Here is a 20,186-nt window from a genome sequence, read left to right as displayed (position 1 = left end):
ACCGCCCATCTCGAAGTCAGGGACGAGCCATCAGCTCCGTCCTCTGGTCGTCAATTCCTCGGGCATGTGGCTGAGGCAGACGGATACGCGGTGATCACCCTGAACTTCCCGCTCTTGAACCTGGTGACGATGCAGAGAATCTTCTCCCCGCCCTCGCCGAGCGCTTCGTCGTACTCCACGGGGAAGACCCTGTTCTTGCCGTTGATTATGAGTGTCCCGCGCTTGCTCCAGGCGTCGTCGATCAGGGACAGGAGCTTGGCCTGGTCCTTTTCCTTAAAGATCTTGTGCAAGGGCTTATCCGGATTGGTGCTGGGCTTCGTGTGCAGCATGACGTGGTCGATACGGTGCATCCCGTCGTCCCCGCGCATGTAGACCAGCCCTCCCGGCGACTGGAAGATGTCAGCGCTGATCTTCCGGAAGCCCACGGGGCAGGAGATCGACGACGCCGCCAAGGTCCTGGCTGCCAGCGACCTGGCGCACACGGCGAAGGCCGGGTTTTTGCCGAACAGCTTCTTGAAGAATCCGTCCGCCTTGGTGCCCCACTTGCCGAACTTGACGCCAGCGGCACCCCAGCCCGCGAACGGCACCATGCCCGCACAGGACAGACCCGCGTCGATCTTCTTGTCCTCGCCGAAGTACCAGGCGCAGTTGACGCCGTCGGCTGCCTCGCCGAAGCCCGGTATCAAGCCGAGGACATCGAGGGTGAGGTGGCCGCCTTCGGAGAAGATCTTGCTCCAGTCGATCTCCTCGAGTTTGCGCATCTGCTCCGCGAACTCTTCGTCCTCCGCGTTGAGGCTTCGTTCCTCCGCCTCGGCGGCCAGGTCGGCGAAGTGCTTCCTGATCTCCTCCTGCAGCTTCCGGAAGGCGATGTCTCCGGCTTCGTCGGCGGCCTTGCTGGCGGCGGCCGCATCCTTGCCCGCGGCGATGGACGAGGCGTACGCGGCATCGGCCGCGGCCCAGGCCTGGCTTGCCGAGCTCCGCGCCGAAGCGGCGGAGGCCTCCGCGTTGGACGCCGACAGGTCGGCGCGCTGAGCGGCGCTCTTCGCGCTGGCCTCGGCGTTACGGGCCGCCCTGGCCGAGGCCGCAGCGTCGGCGGCGGACTTCTCGGCGGCGTCGGCGTGGGCGTCGGCCTGCTTGGCGTGCTCGCCCGCCTGGTCCCCAGACGCCTTGGCCTGCTTGGCGTACTCCGCCGCGTCGGCCGCCGCCTTACGGGCCTCGGCCGCCACCTTGGCGGCCAGCGCGGCGTTCTGCTGTGCCGTCGCGGCGATGCGCGCCGCCCCGGAGATCAGGCCCTGGATGCGCGAGACATGGGTGGCGGTGAGCTGGTCCTTGCGCTTGGCCCGGAACTGCTCGACCTCGATGAACTGGTGCAGCACCTGCGGCGGTCCGGCGAGCGCGACATCGGCCGCGGCCTTGAGCTCGGGACCGCCCGTGCTCCTCAGCTGGACGGCACGGACGCGCTCGTCGCTCGTACGTGCCGTGAGGTAACCGGTGTGGATGAACGCCTGCAGCTTGTCGGTCGACCCGGAGTTGAGCGCCTCTTGGCCCGCCTTCTTCACGGCGGAGCCGCCGCCCTCCAAGAGCTGGGTGACCTTGACCCGGTAGTCGGTCTTGGCGGCCTCGTGCTGCCCGGTTGCGATGAAGGCGCTGATCTGCGCGGTGCTGCCGGTGAGTGCGGTCTTCGCGGCGGTGCGGACGGCTGCGTACTCGGAGTCCCAGGCCAGGTTGACCGTACGGGCGTACTCGTCCCGTTCGTTCGCTTCCTTCCAGCCGGCCCGGATGTACTCGACGACCTGCGCGTCCGAACCCGCCAGGGCGGCCTCGGCCGTGGTGACGCTCCAGGGGCCACGGGTCCTCGCGACATGCAGCGCGACATTGCGGGCCTTCGCGGCCGCGGCCCCCAGGTCGGCGCCCGGGGCATTCACCTCGGCGGCTAGGCGGGCCGCCTCCGCGTCGGCCGCCTTGGCCTCCTCGCTTGCGCCCTGTTCCCGTGCCTTGCGCTCGTCATCCGAGATCTTGGCGGCCTTGGCCAGCTCGACCTGGGCGTACCGGCGGTCCGCGAGTTCTTCGGCCTCGATCTCGCGGGCCAGGTCGTGCGTGGTCTTCGCCTTGGCGACGGCGTTGGTGGCGTTGTCGGCCGCCTTCTTCGCCTCGGCCGCGTGCTTGGTCGACTCCGTCGCAGCCTTTGCGGCATCGCCCGCGTGCTCGGCGGCCTCGTCTGCGGCCGCGGCCGCGTTCCTGGCATGGGTGGCCGCGGAACTGGCGGCGTCCCTGGCCTCGCGTGCTGCCTTGGCCGCCCGGCCGGCCAGCTCCACAGCCTTGTTCGCGGCTCGTGTGGCTTCGGCCGCCTGCCGGCGGGCATCGGCGGCCGCCGCCCTGGCCCGCTGAGCCTGGGCGCTGGAGACGTTGGCGTGGCCGCTGGCCTCTTCGGCCGCCGCGGCGGCGTTGTCCGCGTTCGTTCCCGCGCCGGCGGCGGCCTGAGCCGCCTTGCCCGCCTCGTCGGCGGCAGTGGCGGCGTGATCGGCCGCCTTGCTCGCGGTTTCCGCTCCCTTCGCGGCGGCACGGGCACCTTCGGCTGCCTTACGCGCCGCGGAGGCCTTGGTCGCGTCGGTCGCGGCGTCAGCGGCGGCGCCGCGTGCACGGGACGCGGCCTGGGCGGCAGCGGCGGCGGCCGAAGCGGCCTGCGACGCGGCGTTCGCAGCGATACGGGCCGAAGTGTTCGCCGCGCGGGCCGAGTCAATCGCCTGCTGAGCGGCCTTGGCGGCGCCCTTGGCTGCGTCGGCTGCACGTCCTGCGGCGTTCGACGCCTTGGTCGCGTCGTTCTTGGCGGCCGCGGTCTCCGCGGCCGCCTTCTGCGCCGCTTCCTTGGCGAGCTTGGTGGCGGCGACGGCCCGGGCGGAGGCCTCCTTGGCGGCTTCGGTCTCCGCCTTGGCCTGGCGGCCGGCCTCCTCGACCAGCGCGACCAATTCCTCGATGGTGGTCTGTTCCTGGTCGCGGGCGCGCGCGATGTGCTGGCCCACCTCCAGGAACTCGGTCACGTCCTCGGGCGTGCCGTTGAGCGCGGCCTGCGCGGCCTCCTTGGTCGCAGGGCCGCCCGTGCTCAGGATCTGCACGGTCATGACCCGGTTGTCGCTGTCCCGGGCCGCGTATTGGTCCTCGGCGATGAACCGCTGGACGTCCTCGGCCGTGCCGTTCAGGGCTGTTCGTCCGGCCTCCTGCACCTCGGGGCCGCCAGCGCTGATGATCTGCGTGGCGCGGACGCGCTGGTCCTGCTCCAGTGGAGCCTGCCAGCCGCTCTTCAGGAAGGTGTCGAGCTCCGTCGGCGTACCGGCCAGGGCCTGCTGCGCTGCCTCGCGCACCCCGCGGCCGCCGACCGAGAAGATCTGGACCGTGGCCACCCGGTCATCGCTGAGCTGGGCGATCGCGTTCTCGTGGTCGAGGAACTGCCGGACGTCGTCGTCCGTCCCCAACAGGGCGGCCTCGGCTGCCGCCTTTACGCCGGGGCCTCCGGCCTTCCACAGCGTGAGGACCTTGCCGCGATCGGTGGCGGGGATGTGCTCGTTGCTCGACTTCTCGCCGCTGTCGGGGATTTCGACAGCCTGAACGGGGGCGGACCCGACCAGCCCCACTATGAGCGAGAGCAGAACTGGCAGGCAGACCAACCGGATTGACCCTGCCACCCCTCCTGTCCGCTTTCGCCTCTTTTTCACGGCAGGGAGTCGGGATGCTCCCATGCGATGTCTGAATTTATGTCTCACGGAACGCACAACCTTTTTGCTTTCTGAGCAACTGGACGGCTACTCACCGGACTTCGGGCTGGGCAGAGCATACGTATCGCACGCGGGGTCGGTTCACCGTCGAATGCGCGCCCGACAATTTCTTGCTAAGGTGCGTTCACCTGGGGCCAGTTGAGGCCGACCTCGATGCCGATTGGAGATCCGGGCGCAGGCGAGAAGCCGCGCCGGACCCCGGCGGAGGGTGTGGTCTCCCGAAAGGAGCGCGTGAAACGCGATCCTTTCAATTGCGCTTCCTGGCGCGCACTTTCAACGACGCAGTAACTCCCCCGCGATTGCCGACTCTTTCGGCCTGCCCGTGCGGCGAGACTCTGCGCTTTCACAGAAGGATTGCTTCAGTGATATCCCGAGCCCGCAAACTCCTGCTTTCCGGCATCATGGCAACCGCCGTGATCGCTGGAGCATCCACCCTTGCCGTCGCAGACCCCGGCACCGGCAGCAAGGCAGCCGGAGACATCCCGTTCGCCGTCGAGGACTTCAACTACCCCGGCGCCGACAAGATCCAGGCGGAGCAGGGCATCACCCTCATCCGCGGTGACGGCCACATCACCCTTGCCGCCTGCGACGACACCGCCGACCAGCTCAAGGTCCTCACCCGCGCGGGCGCAGCCGGCGAGTTCTGCTTCACCGCCACCTCCACCACCGGCTACCTCACCCTCGAACTGGCCGATGTCTACGCCATCCAGACCGAGAGTCACCCCGTGCGCGCCGAACTCAGCGCCGAGGGCAAGACCCAGACTGTCAATGTCGCCAAGAACGCCTTCCAGGGCGTCGGCGAAGGCATTGGCGAGCCTGCCACCGTCCTCCTCGAACTTCGCATCACCGGCTGACCCGACTGTCCTCGGCCCATTCCCAGTACTACAACCGCAGTTCTTGATCCGTCGGTCAGAACCGATCGGCTCGGTCACCGAGCCGGTGGCCAAGCCTGAGCAGGCTCCTCGAACTGTTGAGTCGGGCGGGCGTCGGAACGCGAAACGATCAGCTCCGATCACCGCATGGAAGATCTGCGGCTGTAGTACAAGCAGCGCCCAACCGCGTCCCCTTGCCAGACCTGCCACCAAGGAACTAACTCATGCGACACACCAGACCCGTGCGCCTTGCCGCACTGGCCTCATCCCTGATCGCGGGATCCGTTGCGCTGACCGCCGTGCCGGCCGCCGCCGTGACCGGCCCCGAGGTCGCCTCCGGTGACACCACCCACGCCTACACCGCGCAGCTCATCATCGGTGACCACGCCCGTGGCTGCTCCGGCGTCCTGGTCGACCGCGAGTGGCTGCTCACCGCGGCCAGTTGCTTCGCCGACAACCCGGCCGCCAGTCTCGCGGTGCCCGCCGGAAAGCCGGCGCTGAAGACGACCGCGACCATCGGCCGCTCCGACCTGACCGGCACCGGCGGTGCCGTGCGCCAGGTCGTCGAGCTTGTTCCGCGTACGGACCGTGATGTGGTCCTGGCCCGCCTGAACCGGCCGGTCACCAATGTCGCCCCCGTCGCCCTGGCCACCACCGCGCCCGCCGCGGGCGAGGAGCTGAAGTTCGCCGGGTACGGGCGTACCAAGACCGAGTGGGCGCCGCTGAAGCTGCACACCGGCGCGTTCTCGGTGACCGAGTCCGCCGCCACCACCGCCACGGTCACCGGCAAGGACGGCGCGGCCGCCTGCATGGGTGACACCGGCGGCCCCGTGGTCCGCGTGGCGGGCGGTGCGCACCAGCTGGTCGCCCTCAACAGCCAGTCGTACCAGGGCGGTTGCTTCGGCATCGACGCCACCGTGACCGACACCGGCGCCATCACCGCCCGCGTGGATGACCTGGCCTCCTGGGTGAACTCCAAGGTCGGCGCCAACCGCATCACAGACTTCAACTGCGACGGCGTCGAAGACATCGCCATCGCCGACCCGCAGGCCACCATCGGTGGCGACGCCAACGGCGGCCTCGTGCGCATCATGTACGGCGGCGGCAAGGGCACCGCCGAGATCACCCAGGACCTCGACTGGGTCACCGGCAGCTCCGAGCCCAGTGACTGGTTCGGCCAGGAGATCGCCACCGTCGACTGGGACGAGGACGGCTGCACCGAGCTGGTCGTGGGCACCGCCGGCGAGGATGTCGGCAGCCTCGCCGACGTCGGCGTGGTCGACATCCTGCACGGCGCCCCGGGCGGCCTGGGCACCGGCGCGAAGAAGGGCACTCACCTCGAGGAGGGCCAGGGTGCCGGAGCCATCGGCAACTCCGGCGTCGAGGCCGGTGACCGCATGGGCGACTCCCTCGCCGCCGGCACCACCGCCGCGGGCGAACCCTTCCTGATCATCGGCAAACCCGGCGAGTCCATCGGCAACGTCGCCAAGGCCGGCGACTTCTACTACCTGCGCGGCACCACCAATATCGCCGTCCACCAGGACAGCACGGACGTACCGGGCACCGCGGAGGCCAGCGACGGCTTCGGCGGCACCATGACCGCCGACGGCAACCGCTTCGCCATCGGGGCCGCAGGCGAGGCCATCGGCTCCGACGCGGGCGCCGGCATGGTCACGGTCTTCGACCACACGCTGAACTCCGAGGGCAGGCCCACCCCGCGCTTCTCCCTCGAACAGGACCTCGACACCGTCTCCGGCAGCGCCGAGCCCAACGACCAGTTCGGCTCCGCCTTGGCCATCACCCCCCACCGGCCCTCCGGCGCGGCGGCGGCCACCGAGTCGATCCTCACCGTCGGCGCCTGGGGCGAGGACCTGACCATCGACGGAGCCGCCAAGTCCGACGCCGGCACCGTCCTCACCTTCCGCATCCCCGCCTCGGGCGGCAGCTTCACCCAGCTCAACTCCTACTCCCAGGGCGCCGGCGGCGACGACGTCACCGGCACCGCCGAGACCGGCGACCGCTTCGGCTGGAGTGTGACCGCCGTCAACACCGCACCCCGCGCGGTGAGCACCACGGCGACGATGAAGTTCGCGGTGGGCGTCCCGGAAGAGATCGTCGGTACGGCAGCCAAGGCGGGCGCCATCCACACCTTCTCCCTGCTGGGCGCCCCCGGCGCCAACGACAAGTTGCTGGAGCCCGGCAACAACGCCGGCATCCCCGGCAACCCGGGCGCCAACCAACTCCTGGGCCGCAGCATCCACTTCACCGGCACCCACCTGTACGTCGGCATGCCGTACGGTCCCAGCGCCCACGGCGCCCTGCACGCCCTGCCGATGGCCAACGTGACCGCCGGCGCCACGTCGACCGCGATCACCACCTACCAGCCCGGCCAGGGCGGCCTCCCCGCCTCCGGCACCCGCTTCGGCTTCATAGCGCGGTAACCCACGAGCAGGGCCCGGCCCTGAGCGGTTCGTACGAAAGGCGCCTGACCGGGAGAGTTCCCGTCAGGCGCCTTTGCGTTCACTCAAGGTCCAGCTCCTCCTCCGTGATGTGCCGTGAGGCCTCGGTGTCCAAGCCCTCCGGGGAGCCGGGGAAGACCCAAAAGCCGGTAGTACGTCGGGTCGTTGAACCGTCCTCGGAGCGGCGGTTGCCGGAGGCGGCGACCACGTCCAGGCGGCCGTCGCCGTTCACGTCGAGCAGCGGCGGCTTCGAGATCAGGCGGTGGCGGATGTACGCCTTGTCGCCCTCGCCCGGGTCGCGGTTCTCTCCGTCCACACCTGTGGATTCCAGGTCCACTGCCTGGGGCTTCGTGGCCGTCGTGACATGGGCGAGGTCGGGGATGAGGAAGATGAGACCGTGGGCGCTGTTGGTCGCGGGTGCGCTCAGTACGAGGTCGGGGCGGCCGTCGCCCGTTACGTCGCCGACCGCTCGGCCCTCGGTGCCTCCGCAGCAGCGGGAGTTGAGGCCGGGGAGGTCGGTCAGGGTGACCGGGGTCCCGGAACTCGCCCTCCCCGGTGTCGAGTTGACGCTGATCGTGATCTTCTGGTCGAAGGCGGCGAAGTTCGCCGTATACAGCTCGTCGTCGCCGTCGCCGTCCACATCCCCGGGATGTCCTGCGAACTCTTCGCCCTGCTCGGACTCCTGTGCTCGTACGAGCCCACGTGCCGTACCGCGGAAATGCTGCACCCCTTGCACGCTCAGGTCGCCGTCGCCCTCGCTGTCGGGGTCGGTCCACTCGAACCACACGGTCAGTTCGGCGCGGCCGTCGCCGTCGTAGTCCTCGGAGGTGGACTGGTAGGGGGCGCTGTCGGTGGGGATCGGGCCGGTGAGTTCGGTCTGGCGGGACGGTTTGCCCGTACGGCGGTCGAAGGGGCCGTGGAAGACGACGCCCGCGGACCCGGCGGACGAACCGGCGGGGCGGCCGAGGCGGAAGACGTCGCCGCTGCCGTCGCCGTCGAAGTCGGCGACGCTGCCGAAGTCGCCGCCCGCGGGGCCGAGTTCGCGCAACGCCTCGCCGCCGACGGCGAGTTGACGCATCCCCGCGATGCCGCGCGCCCCGCCCCACAGTGCGTACTGCTTGCCGTCGTTCACCGTGACCAGCAGGTCGGTGAAACCGTCGCCGTCCAGGTCGGCGCGGTGCAGCCGGGGCAGGTTGTCGGCGTCACGGCCCGGGTGGCCGCCGCCCACGGCGAGGGTCGTACGGGTGCGGGGGTCGGGTCCGTTCGCCGAGCCGTACACGACGTAGACGGCGCCGGTGCGGGCGAAGGCCACGTCGTCGTATCCGTCGCCGTTGAGGTCGCCCTCGCGGGGGCGGTCCTGGGACTTACCGGCGGCGGGGCGGTCGGGGCCCTGGGCGAGGGCGCCGAGCGTGAAGCCCGTGGAGGTCGAGGTGGCGTTCGGGGGCTTGGGAGCGGAGGGCGCCCCCGGACCCGTACCCCTGTTTCCGTCGTCCCCGGAGCCCCCGCCCGCCGCGTCGCATCCGGTGGCGGCGGTGCCCAGCAGGACGGCGCAGGTCAGCAGAACCGCACCTCTTGTCACTCTCATCTCACGACAACACCCCATGTTCCCGGTTTGAACCAGGGACATGGGGTGCTTCGTTATCCAGCCGTACCCGTTGCCGACGGGCTGCCGTTACCTGCGTGCCCGAGCCGCTACTTCACCGGCTGCGGCTCCGGCTCGCTCTCCGCGTCCGTCTCGCCCGCCGGGGGCTCGTCGTCCTCGACCGGCGTCTTCACGGACTCCAGCAGCAGCTGGGCCACGTCCACGACCTGGATGGACTCCTTCGCCTTGCCATCGTTCTTCTTGCCGTTGACCGAGTCGGTCAGCATGACGAGGCAGAACGGGCAGGCCGTCGAGACGATGTCGGGGTTCAGCGACAGGGCCTCGTCGACGCGCTCGTCGTTGATGCGCTTGCCGATCCGCTCCTCCATCCACATCCGCGCACCACCGGCGCCACAGCAGAAGCCGCGCTCCTTGTGGCGGTGCATTTCCTCGTTCCGGAGGCCCGGGACCTTGCCGATGATCTCGCGCGGGGGCGTGTAGATCTTGTTGTGGCGGCCCAGGTAGCACGGGTCGTGGTACGTGATCAGGCCCTCGACGGGGGTTACGGGGATGAGCTTGCCGTCGTCGATGAGGTGCTGGAGCAGCTGGGTGTGGTGGATGACCTCGTAGTCGCCGCCGAGCTGCGGGTACTCGTTGCCGAGGGTGTTGAGGCAGTGCGGGCAGGTGGCGACGATCTTCTTCGCGGACTTGGGCTTCTTGGTCGAGGGATCGTCCTCGTCCTCGCCGTACGCCATGTTCAGGGCCGCGACGTTCTCCATGCCGAGCTCCTGGAACAGCGGCTCGTTGCCGAGCCTCCGTGCCGAGTCACCGGTGCACTTCTCGTCGCCGCCCATGATCGCGAACTTGACGCCCGCGATGTGGAGGAGTTCCGCGAAGGCCTTCGTCGTCTTCTTGGCGCGGTCTTCCAGCGCGCCCGCACAGCCGACCCAGTACAGGTACTCGACCTCGGACAGGTCCTCGATGTCCTTGCCGACGACCGGGACCTCGAAGTCGACCTCCTTGAGCCACTCCAGGCGCTGCTTCTTGGCGAGCCCCCAGGGGTTGCCCTTCTTCTCCAGGTTCTTGAGCATCGTCCCGGCCTCGGACGGGAACGCGGACTCGATCATCACCTGGTAGCGGCGCATGTCGACGATGTGGTCGACGTGCTCGATGTCTACGGGGCACTGCTCGACGCAGGCACCGCAGGTGGTGCAGGACCAGAGGACGTCCGGGTCGATGACGCCGTTCTCTTCGAGGGTGCCGATGAGGGGCCGCTCGGCCTCGGCCAGCGCTGCCGCGGGCACTGAGGCGAGCTGCTCCTCGGACGCCTTCTCCTCGCCCTCCATGGTCTTGCCGCCACCGGCCAGCAGGTACGGGGCCTTGGCGTGCGCGTGGTCCCGGAGGGACATGATGAGCAGCTTGGGGGAGAGGGGCTTGCCGGTGTTCCAGGCCGGGCACTGCGACTGGCACCGGCCGCACTCCGTGCAGGTGGAGAAGTCCAGCAGGCCCTTCCAGGAGAACTGCTCGACCTGGGAGACGCCGAAGACGTCGTCCTCGCCCGGGTCGGTGAAGTCGATGGGCTTGCCGCCGCTGGTCATCGGCTGCAGCGCGCCGAGGGCCGTCGATCCGTCGGCGTTGCGCTTGAACCAGATGTTGGGGAAGGCGAGGAAGCGGTGCCAGGCGACACCCATGTTGGTGTTCACCGAGACCACGATCATCCAGATCAGCGACACACTGACCTTGATCATCGCGGTGAGGTAGATCAGGTTCTGGAGCGTGCCGGTGCTCAGCCCCTCGAAGGCGAGCACCAGTGGGTACGAGGCGAAGTACGCGGCCTCGTAGTGCTCCACGTGGTGGATCGCGCCCTCCAGGCCGCGCAACGTGTAGATCGCGAGGCCGATGGTGAGGATGACGTACTCGACGAAGTACGCCTGCCAGGCCTTGGAGCCCGTGAACCGGGATTTGCGGCCGGCCCGGGAGGGCAGGCTGAGCAGCCGGATGACGATGAGTACGGCGATGCCGATGACGGTCATCACACCGATGAACTCGATGTACATCTCGAACGGCAGGAAGCCGCCGATGACCGGGAGGGTCCAGTCGGCCTCGAAGAGTTGCCCGTACGCCTGCGCGAGGGTGGGCGGGAGGGTCAGGAAGCCGACCGCGACGAACCAGTGCGCGAAGCCGACGATGCCCCAACGGTTCATGCGTGTGTGGCCGAGGAACTCCTTGACCAGCGTCACGCTGCGGTCCCAGGGGTTGTCGGTCCGGCTGCCGGCGGGAACGGGCTGGCCGAGCTTGAAGTGCCGGACGAACTGGCCGACGGCACGCGCGAGCAGAGCAACGCCGATGACGGTCAGGACCAGCGACACGACGATCGCGGCGAGTTGCATTTGGGGCTCCTCGGGCCTGCGAGGGGTCTTCGAGCTTGGCTCGAAGGTCATTACTAAGCGGTAACTTATGCGGTCCGTCTGAGACTACCCATATCTTCCGCCGCACTGTAGCCAGGTGCGCGGTGATCTGTGTCGCTCAGGGTCACCTCAGCAAACCGGCTTGCCGCCTACGGGGTGGGTGGGTTCGGTTTGTCGGCGACTGCGGGTCCGTCGTGGCTGGTCGCGCCCCGCGGCGGAGCCGCAAATGTCACAGCCCCGCGCCCCTAAAGGGGCGCCTCCAGGAGCCGCAGGCTTTTTAGGGACGCGGGGAACTGCGCGAGCAATCACCCACTCACCCGCACCCGCCCAACCGCCGGAGGCACCCGCCCCGTAGGCGAACCAACGGCCCCTGAAGGTAAGATTCCTATAAAAGTTGAGCCGGGCAGACTCAGCCCTTTTGACCCAGCGGTCAGCGTCGTGCACACTTGAGCCTGTTCCACTCAAGTCAGCTGGAGGAATCAACCATGGCACGTGCGGTCGGCATCGACCTGGGCACGACTAACTCCGTCGTCAGCGTTCTGGAGGGCGGTGAGCCCACCGTCATCACCAACGCCGAGGGCGCCAGGACCACGCCGTCCGTCGTCGCCTTCGCCAAGAACGGTGAGGTGCTCGTCGGCGAGGTCGCCAAGCGCCAGGCGGTCACCAACGTAGACCGGACCATCCGCTCCGTGAAGCGGCACATGGGTACGGACTGGAAGATCGAGCTCGACAACAAGCCCTTCAACCCCCAGCAGATCTCCGCGTTCATCCTGCAGAAGCTGAAGCGGGACGCGGAGTCGTACCTGGGCGAGAAGGTCACGGACGCGGTCATCACCGTCCCGGCGTACTTCAACGACTCGGAGCGCCAGGCCACCAAGGAGGCCGGCGAGATCGCGGGCCTGAACGTCCTGCGGATCGTGAACGAGCCGACGGCAGCCGCTCTGGCGTACGGCCTCGACAAGGACGACCAGACGATCCTCGTCTTCGACCTCGGTGGCGGCACCTTCGACGTCTCGCTGCTCGAGATCGGCGACGGCGTCGTCGAGGTGAAGGCCACGAACGGCGACAACCACCTCGGTGGTGACGACTGGGACCAGCGCGTCGTCGACTACCTGGTGAAGCAGTTCGCCAGCGGTCACGGCGTGGACCTGGGCAAGGACAAGATGGCCCTCCAGCGCCTGCGTGAGGCCGCGGAGAAGGCCAAGATCGAGCTGTCGTCCTCCACGGAGACCTCGATCAACCTGCCCTACATCACCGCGTCCGCCGAGGGCCCGCTGCACCTGGACGAGAAGCTCACGCGCGCCCAGTTCCAGCAGCTGACGGCCGACCTTCTGGAGCGCTGCAAGACGCCGTTCCACAACGTCATCAAGGACGCCGGTATTCAGCTCAGCGAGATCGACCACGTCGTTCTCGTCGGTGGCTCCACCCGTATGCCCGCCGTCGCCGAGCTCGTCAAGGAGCTGACCGCCGGCCAGGACGCCAACAAGGGTGTGAACCCGGACGAGGTCGTCGCCATCGGCGCCGCGCTCCAGGCCGGTGTCCTCAAGGGCGAGGTCAAGGACGTACTGCTCCTCGACGTGACCCCGCTGTCCCTCGGTATCGAGACCAAGGGCGGCATCATGACGAAGCTCATCGAGCGGAACACGACGATCCCGACCAAGCGCTCGGAGATCTTCACCACCGCCGAGGACAACCAGCCGTCCGTCCAGATCCAGGTCTACCAGGGCGAGCGCGAGATCGCGGCGTACAACAAGAAGCTCGGGATGTTCGAGCTGACCGGTCTGCCGCCGGCCCCGCGCGGTGTCCCGCAGATCGAGGTCTCCTTCGACATCGACGCCAACGGCATCATGCACGTCACGGCCAAGGACCTTGGCACGGGCAAGGAGCAGAAGATGACCGTCACCGGCGGCTCCTCGCTGCCGAAGGACGAGGTCGACCGGATGCGCCAGGAGGCCGAGCAGTACGCGGACGAGGACCACAAGCGCCGCGAGGCCGCCGAGTCCCGCAACCAGGGCGAGCAGCTCGTCTACCAGACGGAGAAGTTCCTCAAGGACAACGAGGACAAGGTCCCCGGCGAGGTCAAGACCGAGGTCGAGACCGCCGTCGAGGAGCTGAAGACCGCGCTCAAGGGCGAGGACACCGCCGAGATCCGCACGGCCACCGAGAAGGTCGCCGCGGTCTCGCAGAAGGTGGGCCAGGCCATGTACGCCGACGCTCAGGGCGCGCAGGCCGCGGGCGGTCCGGGCGGTCCTGAGGGTGCCGCCGAGGGTGGCGCGCAGGCCAAGGCCGACGACGATGTCGTCGACGCCGAGATCGTCGACGAGGACCGGAAGGACGGTGCCGCGTGACGGAGGAGACCCCGGGCTTCGACGAGCAGCAGCCGCAGCAGGCGCAGCCTCAGCAGCAGCCCGACGTCCCTTCCGGCGCCACCTCTGATGACGCGGAGCCGAAGGCCGCCCCTCAGGAGGGGGCGGCCCCGGCCGGGGACGCGGCAGCAGCCCAGCAGGCAGCACAGCAGACGGCGGCTCTGACGGCGCAGCTGGACCAGGTGCGTACGGCGCTCGGTGAGCGCACGGCGGACCTCCAGCGGCTCCAGGCGGAGTACCAGAACTACCGCCGCCGGGTCGAGCGGGACCGGATCCAGGTCAAGGAGATCGCCATCGCGAACCTCCTGACCGAGCTCCTGCCCGTACTCGACGACATCGGGCGCGCGCGGGATCACGGCGAACTGGTCGGCGGCTTCAAGTCGGTGGCCGAGTCGCTGGAGACCGTCGCGGCGAAGCTGGGCCTCCAGCAGTTCGGCAAGGAGGGCGAGCCCTTCGACCCGACGATCCACGAGGCCCTGATGCACAGTTACGCCCCGGACGTCACGGAGACGACGTGCGTGGCGATTCTGCAGCCGGGGTATCGCTTCGGCGAGCGCACCATCCGCCCCGCGCGGGTGGCGGTCGCCGAGCCGCAGCCGGGCGCGCAGACCGTCAAGGCCGACGAGGCGGAATCCTCGCAGTCGCCGGCCGAGGACAAGGAGAACGGTGGCCCGGAGGAGGGCTGACGTCCGCGACGTAGGGGGCGTACGAATGAACGTACGGACCGTACGGCGCGTGAGAAGGAAGGAGGGACGTCGAGGATGAGCACCAAGGACTTCATCGAGAAGGACTACTACAAGGTCCTCGGCGTCCCCAAGGACGCCACCGAGGCCGAGATCAAGAAGGCGTACCGGAAGCTCGCTCGCGAGTACCACCCGGACGCCAACAAGGGGAACGACAAGGCCGAGGAGCGCTTCAAGGAGATCTCCGAGGCGAACGACATCCTCGGGGACCCCAAGAAGCGCAAAGAGTACGACGAGGCGCGCACCCTCTTCGGCAACGGCGGCTTCAGGCCGGGCCCCGGCGCGGGCGCCGGCGGCACGTTCAACTTCGACCTGGGCGACCTCTTCGGAGGCGCACCCGGCCAGGGCGGGGCGGGCGGCGCCGGCGGCGGATTCGGTGGCGGCCTCGGTGACGTCTTCGGGGGCCTGTTCAACCGGGGCGGCGCCACGGGCACCGGCACGCGTACGCAGCCCAGGCGCGGCCAGGACATCGAGTCCGAGGTCACGCTGAGCTTCACGGAGGCGGTGGACGGCGCGACCGTTCCGCTGCGGATGTCCTCCCAGTCACCCTGCAAGGCCTGTTCCGGCACCGGCGACGCGAACGGCACACCGCGCGTGTGCTCGACGTGCGTCGGCACGGGGCAGGTGGCGCGCGGTTCGGGCGGCGGTTTCTCGCTCACCGACCCGTGCCCCGACTGCAAGGGCCGCGGTCTGCTCGCGGAGACCCCCTGCGAGATCTGCAAGGGCAGCGGCCGCGCCAAGTCCTCGCGCACGATGCAGGTACGGATCCCCGCGGGCGTCAGCGACGGCCAGCGGATCCGGCTGCGCGGCAAGGGCGCACCGGGTGAACGGGGCGGTCCTGCGGGCGACTTGTACGTCATCGTGCATGTGGGCGCCCACCCGGTCTTCGGCCGCAGGGGCGACAACCTCACGGTGACGGTGCCGGTGACGTTCGCCGAGGCGGCGCTGGGCGGGGAGGTCCGGGTGCCGACTCTGGGCGGTCCGCCGGTCACCCTGAAACTGCCGCCGGGCACGCCCAACGGGCGGACGATGCGCGCCCGCGGCAAGGGCGCGGTCCGCAAGGACGGCACCCGCGGCGACCTGCTGGTCACCGTCGAGGTCGCGGTCCCCAAGGACGTGTCGGGCAAGGCGCGTGACGCGCTCGAGGCGTACCGCGAGGCGACCGCGGGCGAGGATCCGCGGGCCGAGCTGTTCCAGGCGGCGAAGGGAGCATGAGGAGACCATGGATGGCCGTCGACGCAACCCGTACGAGCTGACCGAGGAAACCCCGGTGTACGTCATCTCGGTGGCGGCCCAGCTCTCCGGTCTGCACCCCCAGACCCTGCGCCAGTACGACCGCCTCGGCCTGGTCTCCCCCGACCGCACGGCCGGGCGGGGCCGGCGCTACTCGGCCCGCGACATCGAACTGCTGCGCACGGTCCAGCAGTTGTCGCAGGACGAGGGCATCAACCTGGCCGGCATCAAGCGCATCATCGAACTGGAGAACCAGGTCGCCGCGCTGCAGTCCCGCGTAGCGGAGCTGGAGGCGGCCCTGGACGGCGCCGCCGCCGCGATGCAGCAGCGCGAGGCCGCGGTCCACGCCTCGTACCGCCGCGACCTGGTCCCGTACCAGGACGTCCAGCAGACGAGCGCGCTGGTGGTCTGGCGGCCGAAGCGCCAGCAGTCGGACTAGGGACAGCGCAACAGCGTTGACGGGCCCGGAGGTTGAACCTCCGGGCCCGTTCCCGTTCGCATGCTGCGATCATCTGTCCGACTACTGGATTCACTGGGGGAATGGAGCTTTCCCATGGCCATGGTGGGGCTGTTCTGGATCGCCGAGGGCGATGTGTATGTGGGGGCGAAGCCGTCCGGGCTCGCCCCGGGGGTGCGGCTGACGCCGGAGGGGGTCGTGGCCCTCGGTGACCGGCAATCGGGACTGTGGCCGTGGGACGACGTCCGCGCACTGACGGTCAACGATGTACCGGTGAAGTCCCTCAGGCGCCAGGCGGGCGCTCTGCTGGAGATGGCGCTTGCGGCGGCGTCCTGGCCGGACGAGGCGCCCACGATGACCGTATCGATCGAAACGGTCGACAAGGACGCCGAGTTGACGGCGTACGCGGCGGTGGCCTGGTACTCCCAGGAGGAGTACGACCTCTCGCTGACGCTCCTGTCGCACCTGGCGGCGGGCGAGGCCACCCTGCGGGCGACGTTGGCCGCCATGGCCCAGTGGGGGCGTGCACAGGAGGACGGGTCGCCTCGGGCGGCGGAGCGGGAGGGGCTGCTGCGGGAGTGGATCGAGGTGAGCCGGCTTCCGTAAGCGGTCTCGAACCCACTCCCGCATCGCGGGCCTACCGCCCCGCCGCCTGCCACAGCGTCACCGCCAGGGCGATGCAGGACGTGAGGGCTGCCAGGGACGGCAGGGGCCAGCGGGCGCGTTCCAGGGCTTCGAGGCGGGTCTCGTGTTCGTCGAGGGTCTTGTCCGTCTGGTCGGCGCGCTGGAGGAGGAGGGCCAGGTCGCCACGGGTGGTGGCGAAGCCGACGTCGACCGAGCGGCGCAGGCGTTCCAGCTCCAGCGCGACCTCGTCGGCCTCAGTCGTCGTCATGGTCGGCCTCCGTCCCGGCGTCCTCGCGCAGCAGCCTGTCCGTACGAAACGCTCTGCGCTTGGCTTCGGTCATCGTGGTCGCTCCTCTCTCCTCGTCTCCTCGGCCTTCGCCGCTCTTCTGCGTTCCTGCGTTCTTCTGCGCTCTTCTCCGGTCTTCGTCGCTCCGAGTGTGGGAACATATGTTCGATGACGAAGAGCGAGCGAATAGACTCGCATGGTGCGAGCGCGTACGCAAGTGACTACCCTCCGTGGAGGTGGGCGCGATGGTGACGCTCCAGGCCGTACATCAACTGCCGCATGGATCAGGGCGGTTGCCGAATCTCCACAGTTACGCGCGAGCGCGCACACACCTTGGTGCGAGGGCGCTCGGTACGTTGTCCGCGCGACGAGGGGAGAGCGGACATATGCGTTCCAGCTCACGGGCCGATGCCCGTACAGATCGCAGATACCGGGCCGAGGGGCTCGAGGAGTTCGCCGGCTGGATCGAGGATCTGCTGCGCGGCCGTGGTTACGACATCGACAGCCCGCGTGGGGGCGGTCGTTCGAAGCTCGCGGACGATGCCGGGGTGCATCGGGCCGCCGTGAGCCGGCTGTTGCAGCGTCAGTCCATGCCGGACCTGGAGACGATGCGGCGTATCGCGGCCGTACTGGGCGTGCCGCTGCGCGAGATGCTCATCCGCTCCGGTCGGCTGTCGGAGGACGACCTGCCGGTCGTCGCGGGCGGCGAGCACCCGGCGCCGGGGGTCGCTCATGCGGAGCTGAGTCCCGAGGAGGCGGCTCGCAGGATGGGTGTTCCGCCCGAACTGCGGGAGTTGTTCGCCAAGGTGGCGAGGCAGTTCCTGCCGGAGGGCGCCTGACGGGAGGGCCGAGGGAGTGGCGCGAGGGAGCCGAGGAGTACGGCATGAGGAATCCGGGCGGCGACGGCCGCGGTGACGAGGCGGAACGCGTCTCCAGGCTGGTGGGCGAACTGCTCATCGGACTCGGCGAGAAGCTCCGGGCGGCCGGCCCGGAGGGCGTCCGCGTACTCACCGAGGACGAACTCCAACGGCAACAGCTGAACTGGTTCCGCGCCGGCTGGCACGAACACGCCCGCGCGACCGCACCATCGGGCTCCGAGGCCAACACCGGCGCTCACACCGACGCCCGTCCCGAGGTCAACACCGGCGCCCACACCGAAGCTCGTCCCGAGCCCGGCCCCAACTCCCGTACCGACGACGACGTCCGGCGCCAGCACCCCGACAGCGAGCACTTCCCGCCCCCGCCGGCCCGACTCCTCCGCTTCCCGGAACGCCCTTCGGAAGGTCCCTCGGACGACGGTCAGGGCCGCTCGTAGCGCAGCAGCACCACCCCGTTGCCGAAGGTGTGGGTGTCGGCGAGGCGGAGGTGGGTGGTGGCGTCCGATTCCGGGAACAGGGGGCGTCCGCGGCCCAGGATGACCGGGTTGACGTAGAGCCAGTACTCGTCGATCAGGTCGTGTCGCCGGAACTCCGCGGCGAGCTCCGCGCCGCCGACCCCGAGGTCACCGCCGGGCTGCTCCTTGAGGGCCCTGACCTCCTCGGGTACGACCTCCGGCACGACGGTCGTGTTCCCTTCGGCGGGACCCGGGGGAAGCGTGCGGGAGTACACGATCTTCGGCATGTCCCGGTAGATGGCCGCGAACGCCCGTTCGGTCTCCGGAGGCGAGGGGTCCTGGCCGGCAGTCGTCCAGTAACCGGACATCAGCTCGTACACCACCCGCCCGAACAGGAAGCCGCCCATCGGCTTGATGCGCTCGTTGTGGTGGCGGTGCACTTCCTCGTCGACCAGATGCCAGTCGATCTCGCGATTCGGGCCCTCGAAGAAGCCGTCGAGGGTCACGGCCATGGCCAGTGTGATCTTGCGCATCGGGACTCCCGGGCTTGCAGATGGTGAACGCGGTGGCGGGGGATGGGTGAACTGCCGATAGACAGGCCACCACGTACGCTTCATCTCTGCACGCCGACCCTCCAGATACTCACCTCTGTGTCTTCACAACGACCACGCAGCGTGCTGATGCGATCTCGTTAACCAGAATTCCTTGACGCTTTAGACACGTGGGCGTTGGCTTTTTGTCACCTGGGTCGCAAATCTGCGCTCTCGTTCGGAAGGCACCATTAAGTGAACAGCCGTATGCGTCGTATCGCCATAACTCTGGCCGTGTCCACCCTGACTCTCTCGCTCGCCTCGTGTGGAGTGCTCGACAGCGATACGGAGGGCGCGTCGGCCGAGCCGACCAAGGGCGACGACATCACGGTGGGCCTGCTGCTGCCGGAGAAGGCGAACCAGCGCTACGACCAGTTCGACCACCCCATCATCAAGAAGACGGTCGACGAGCTGACCAAGGGCCAGGGCAGGGTCGAGTACGCCAATGCCGACGGGGACGCGGGCGAGCAGAAGCTGCAGCTCCAGCAGATGATCGACGACAAGGTCGACGTGGTGCTCCTGGACGCGGTGGACGCCAAGGACATCGCGGACGGCGTACAGAAGGCGAAGGACGCGGACATCCCCGTCATCGCGTACGACCGGCTGGCGCAGGGTCCCATCGACGCGTACATCTCCTTCGACAGCCAGCAGGTCGGAGAGGTGCAGGGCCGGGCGCTCGCCGAGGCCCTGGACGGCGGCAAGGCCGAGAAGATCGTCATGATGAACGGCGCGCTCACCGACCCGAACGCGGCCCAGTTCAAGAAGGCCGCCCTCGCCGAACTCAACGACAAGGTGACCATCGCCAAGCAGTACGACACCAAGGACTGGAAGCCGTCGAACGCGCGGGCCAACATGATGGCTGCGATCTCCTCCATCGGCGCCGAGAACATCGACGGCGTGTACTCCGCCAACGACGGCATGGCCGGCGGCATCGTCTCCGCCCTGAAGGCGGCCGGCGTCACCGACCTCCCGCCGATCACCGGCCAGGACGCGGAACTCGAGGCGGTCCAGCGCATCGTCTCCGGCGAGCAGTACATGAGCGTCTACAAGCCCTACCCCGAAGAGGCCGAAACCGCCGCCGAACTGGCCGTCGCCCGAGCCCACGGCTGGGACATCGAGTTCGACGCCCTGACCCGCGACAAGGTAGACAGCCCGACGACCAAGGACATCCCGGCCCACCTAGTCCTCGTCTCCCCCCTGACGAAGGACAACATCCAGGACACGGTCATCGACGACGGCATCTACACGGTCTCGGACATCTGCACTGCGAAGTACGAGGCGGCTTGCGAGGAGATCGGCCTGAAGAAGTAAGGGCTGTGGAGCGGAGCTTCAGCCCTCGCCCTTGAGACGCCCCCTCGCCATCGCAGCCTGAGCGCGACCCCGGCGAACCTGCGCGGTCACAGCACCACCCCGTGGTCTACGGGATTTTCGCGGGGTGCTTACGGATGTCCCGACCTGCCAGA

The 20,186-nt window shown here is 69.0% G+C and carries 15 protein-coding genes; 10 read left to right on the top strand and 5 right to left on the bottom strand.

Annotation, left to right across the window (positions count from 1 at the left end; translation table 11 throughout):
- Positions 1–50 precede the first annotated feature (50 nt).
- The gene (locus ACQEVY_RS21510) at positions 51–3,680 is read right to left on the bottom strand and encodes an ALF repeat-containing protein (RefSeq protein WP_432950904.1); all 3,630 of its coding nucleotides are present in this window, start codon (positions 3,678–3,680) and stop codon (positions 51–53) included.
- A 452-nt stretch (positions 3,681–4,132) separates the two neighbouring features.
- Here ACQEVY_RS21510 and ACQEVY_RS21505 point away from each other — a divergent pair, with 452 nt between their 5' ends.
- Positions 4,133–4,624, top strand: coding sequence for a hypothetical protein (locus ACQEVY_RS21505; protein WP_432950902.1), 492 nt, complete (start codon positions 4,133–4,135; stop codon positions 4,622–4,624).
- 242 nt (positions 4,625–4,866) lie between these two features.
- Positions 4,867–7,083, top strand: coding sequence for a S1 family peptidase (locus ACQEVY_RS21500; RefSeq protein ID WP_432950900.1), 2,217 nt, complete (start codon positions 4,867–4,869; stop codon positions 7,081–7,083).
- Between the two features lie 79 nt (positions 7,084–7,162).
- On the opposite strand, the gene ACQEVY_RS21495 is transcribed toward ACQEVY_RS21500, so the two are convergent.
- Both ACQEVY_RS21495 and ACQEVY_RS21490 read right to left on the bottom strand, forming a co-directional pair.
- Complete coding sequence (locus tag ACQEVY_RS21495; protein ID WP_432950898.1) at positions 7,163–8,686, bottom strand: FG-GAP repeat domain-containing protein; 1,524 nt, start codon at positions 8,684–8,686, stop codon at positions 7,163–7,165.
- 107 nt (positions 8,687–8,793) lie between these two features.
- Complete coding sequence (locus ACQEVY_RS21490) at positions 8,794–11,073, bottom strand: (Fe-S)-binding protein (protein WP_432950896.1); 2,280 nt, start codon at positions 11,071–11,073, stop codon at positions 8,794–8,796.
- Between the two features lie 503 nt (positions 11,074–11,576).
- On the opposite strand from ACQEVY_RS21490, the gene dnaK reads away from it, so the two are divergent.
- The 5 genes from dnaK (at position 11,577) to ACQEVY_RS21465 (ending at position 16,496) form a co-directional block, all read left to right on the top strand.
- Entirely contained in the window at positions 11,577–13,439 is a 1,863-nt protein-coding gene (gene dnaK / locus ACQEVY_RS21485) for a molecular chaperone DnaK (RefSeq protein WP_432950894.1), read from the top strand.
- A complete protein-coding gene (gene grpE, locus ACQEVY_RS21480) occupies positions 13,436–14,143 on the top strand; it encodes a nucleotide exchange factor GrpE (protein WP_432950892.1) in 708 nt (235 codons plus the stop codon). Before dnaK ends, grpE begins: the two co-directional genes overlap by 4 nt.
- Before the next feature lie 75 nt (positions 14,144–14,218).
- Positions 14,219–15,415: a molecular chaperone DnaJ gene (gene dnaJ / locus ACQEVY_RS21475; RefSeq protein WP_432950890.1), complete on the top strand. Its 1,197-nt coding sequence runs from the start codon at positions 14,219–14,221 to the stop codon at positions 15,413–15,415.
- A gap of 7 nt (positions 15,416–15,422) precedes the next feature.
- A complete protein-coding gene (locus ACQEVY_RS21470; RefSeq protein WP_432950888.1) occupies positions 15,423–15,872 on the top strand; it encodes a heat shock protein transcriptional repressor HspR in 450 nt (149 codons plus the stop codon).
- 114 nt (positions 15,873–15,986) lie between these two features.
- Positions 15,987–16,496, top strand: coding sequence for a hypothetical protein (locus ACQEVY_RS21465; RefSeq protein ID WP_432950886.1), 510 nt, complete (start codon positions 15,987–15,989; stop codon positions 16,494–16,496).
- A gap of 31 nt (positions 16,497–16,527) precedes the next feature.
- Here the strand turns inward: ACQEVY_RS21465 and ACQEVY_RS21460 are convergent, their stop codons facing one another.
- Entirely contained in the window at positions 16,528–16,782 is a 255-nt protein-coding gene (locus tag ACQEVY_RS21460; protein WP_033322076.1) for a hypothetical protein, read from the bottom strand.
- 404 nt (positions 16,783–17,186) lie between these two features.
- On the opposite strand from ACQEVY_RS21460, the gene ACQEVY_RS21455 reads away from it, so the two are divergent.
- Positions 17,187–17,639 carry a helix-turn-helix domain-containing protein gene (locus ACQEVY_RS21455; RefSeq protein WP_432950883.1) on the top strand — a complete coding sequence of 151 codons (453 nt, stop codon included), beginning with the start codon at positions 17,187–17,189 and terminating at the stop codon, positions 17,637–17,639.
- Between the two features lie 44 nt (positions 17,640–17,683).
- Positions 17,684–18,115, top strand: coding sequence for a hypothetical protein (locus tag ACQEVY_RS21450; RefSeq protein WP_432950881.1), 432 nt, complete (start codon positions 17,684–17,686; stop codon positions 18,113–18,115).
- On the opposite strand, the gene ACQEVY_RS21445 is transcribed toward ACQEVY_RS21450, so the two are convergent.
- Positions 18,100–18,666 carry a dihydrofolate reductase family protein gene (locus ACQEVY_RS21445; protein WP_432950879.1) on the bottom strand — a complete coding sequence of 189 codons (567 nt, stop codon included), beginning with the start codon at positions 18,664–18,666 and terminating at the stop codon, positions 18,100–18,102. The two genes, ACQEVY_RS21450 and ACQEVY_RS21445, sit on opposite strands and share 16 nt — an antisense overlap.
- A 264-nt stretch (positions 18,667–18,930) precedes the next feature.
- Here ACQEVY_RS21445 and ACQEVY_RS21440 point away from each other — a divergent pair, with 264 nt between their 5' ends.
- A complete protein-coding gene (locus ACQEVY_RS21440; RefSeq protein ID WP_432955329.1) occupies positions 18,931–20,034 on the top strand; it encodes a sugar ABC transporter substrate-binding protein in 1,104 nt (367 codons plus the stop codon).
- The last annotated feature ends 152 nt before the right edge of the window (positions 20,035–20,186 follow it).

It is taken from the genome of Streptomyces sp. CA-288835 (assembly GCF_050936385.1).
GTDB lineage: Bacteria > Actinomycetota > Actinomycetes > Streptomycetales > Streptomycetaceae > Streptomyces.
Note: the sequence above shows the minus strand (reverse complement) of the source record. Positions and strands in the feature narration are given on the sequence as shown.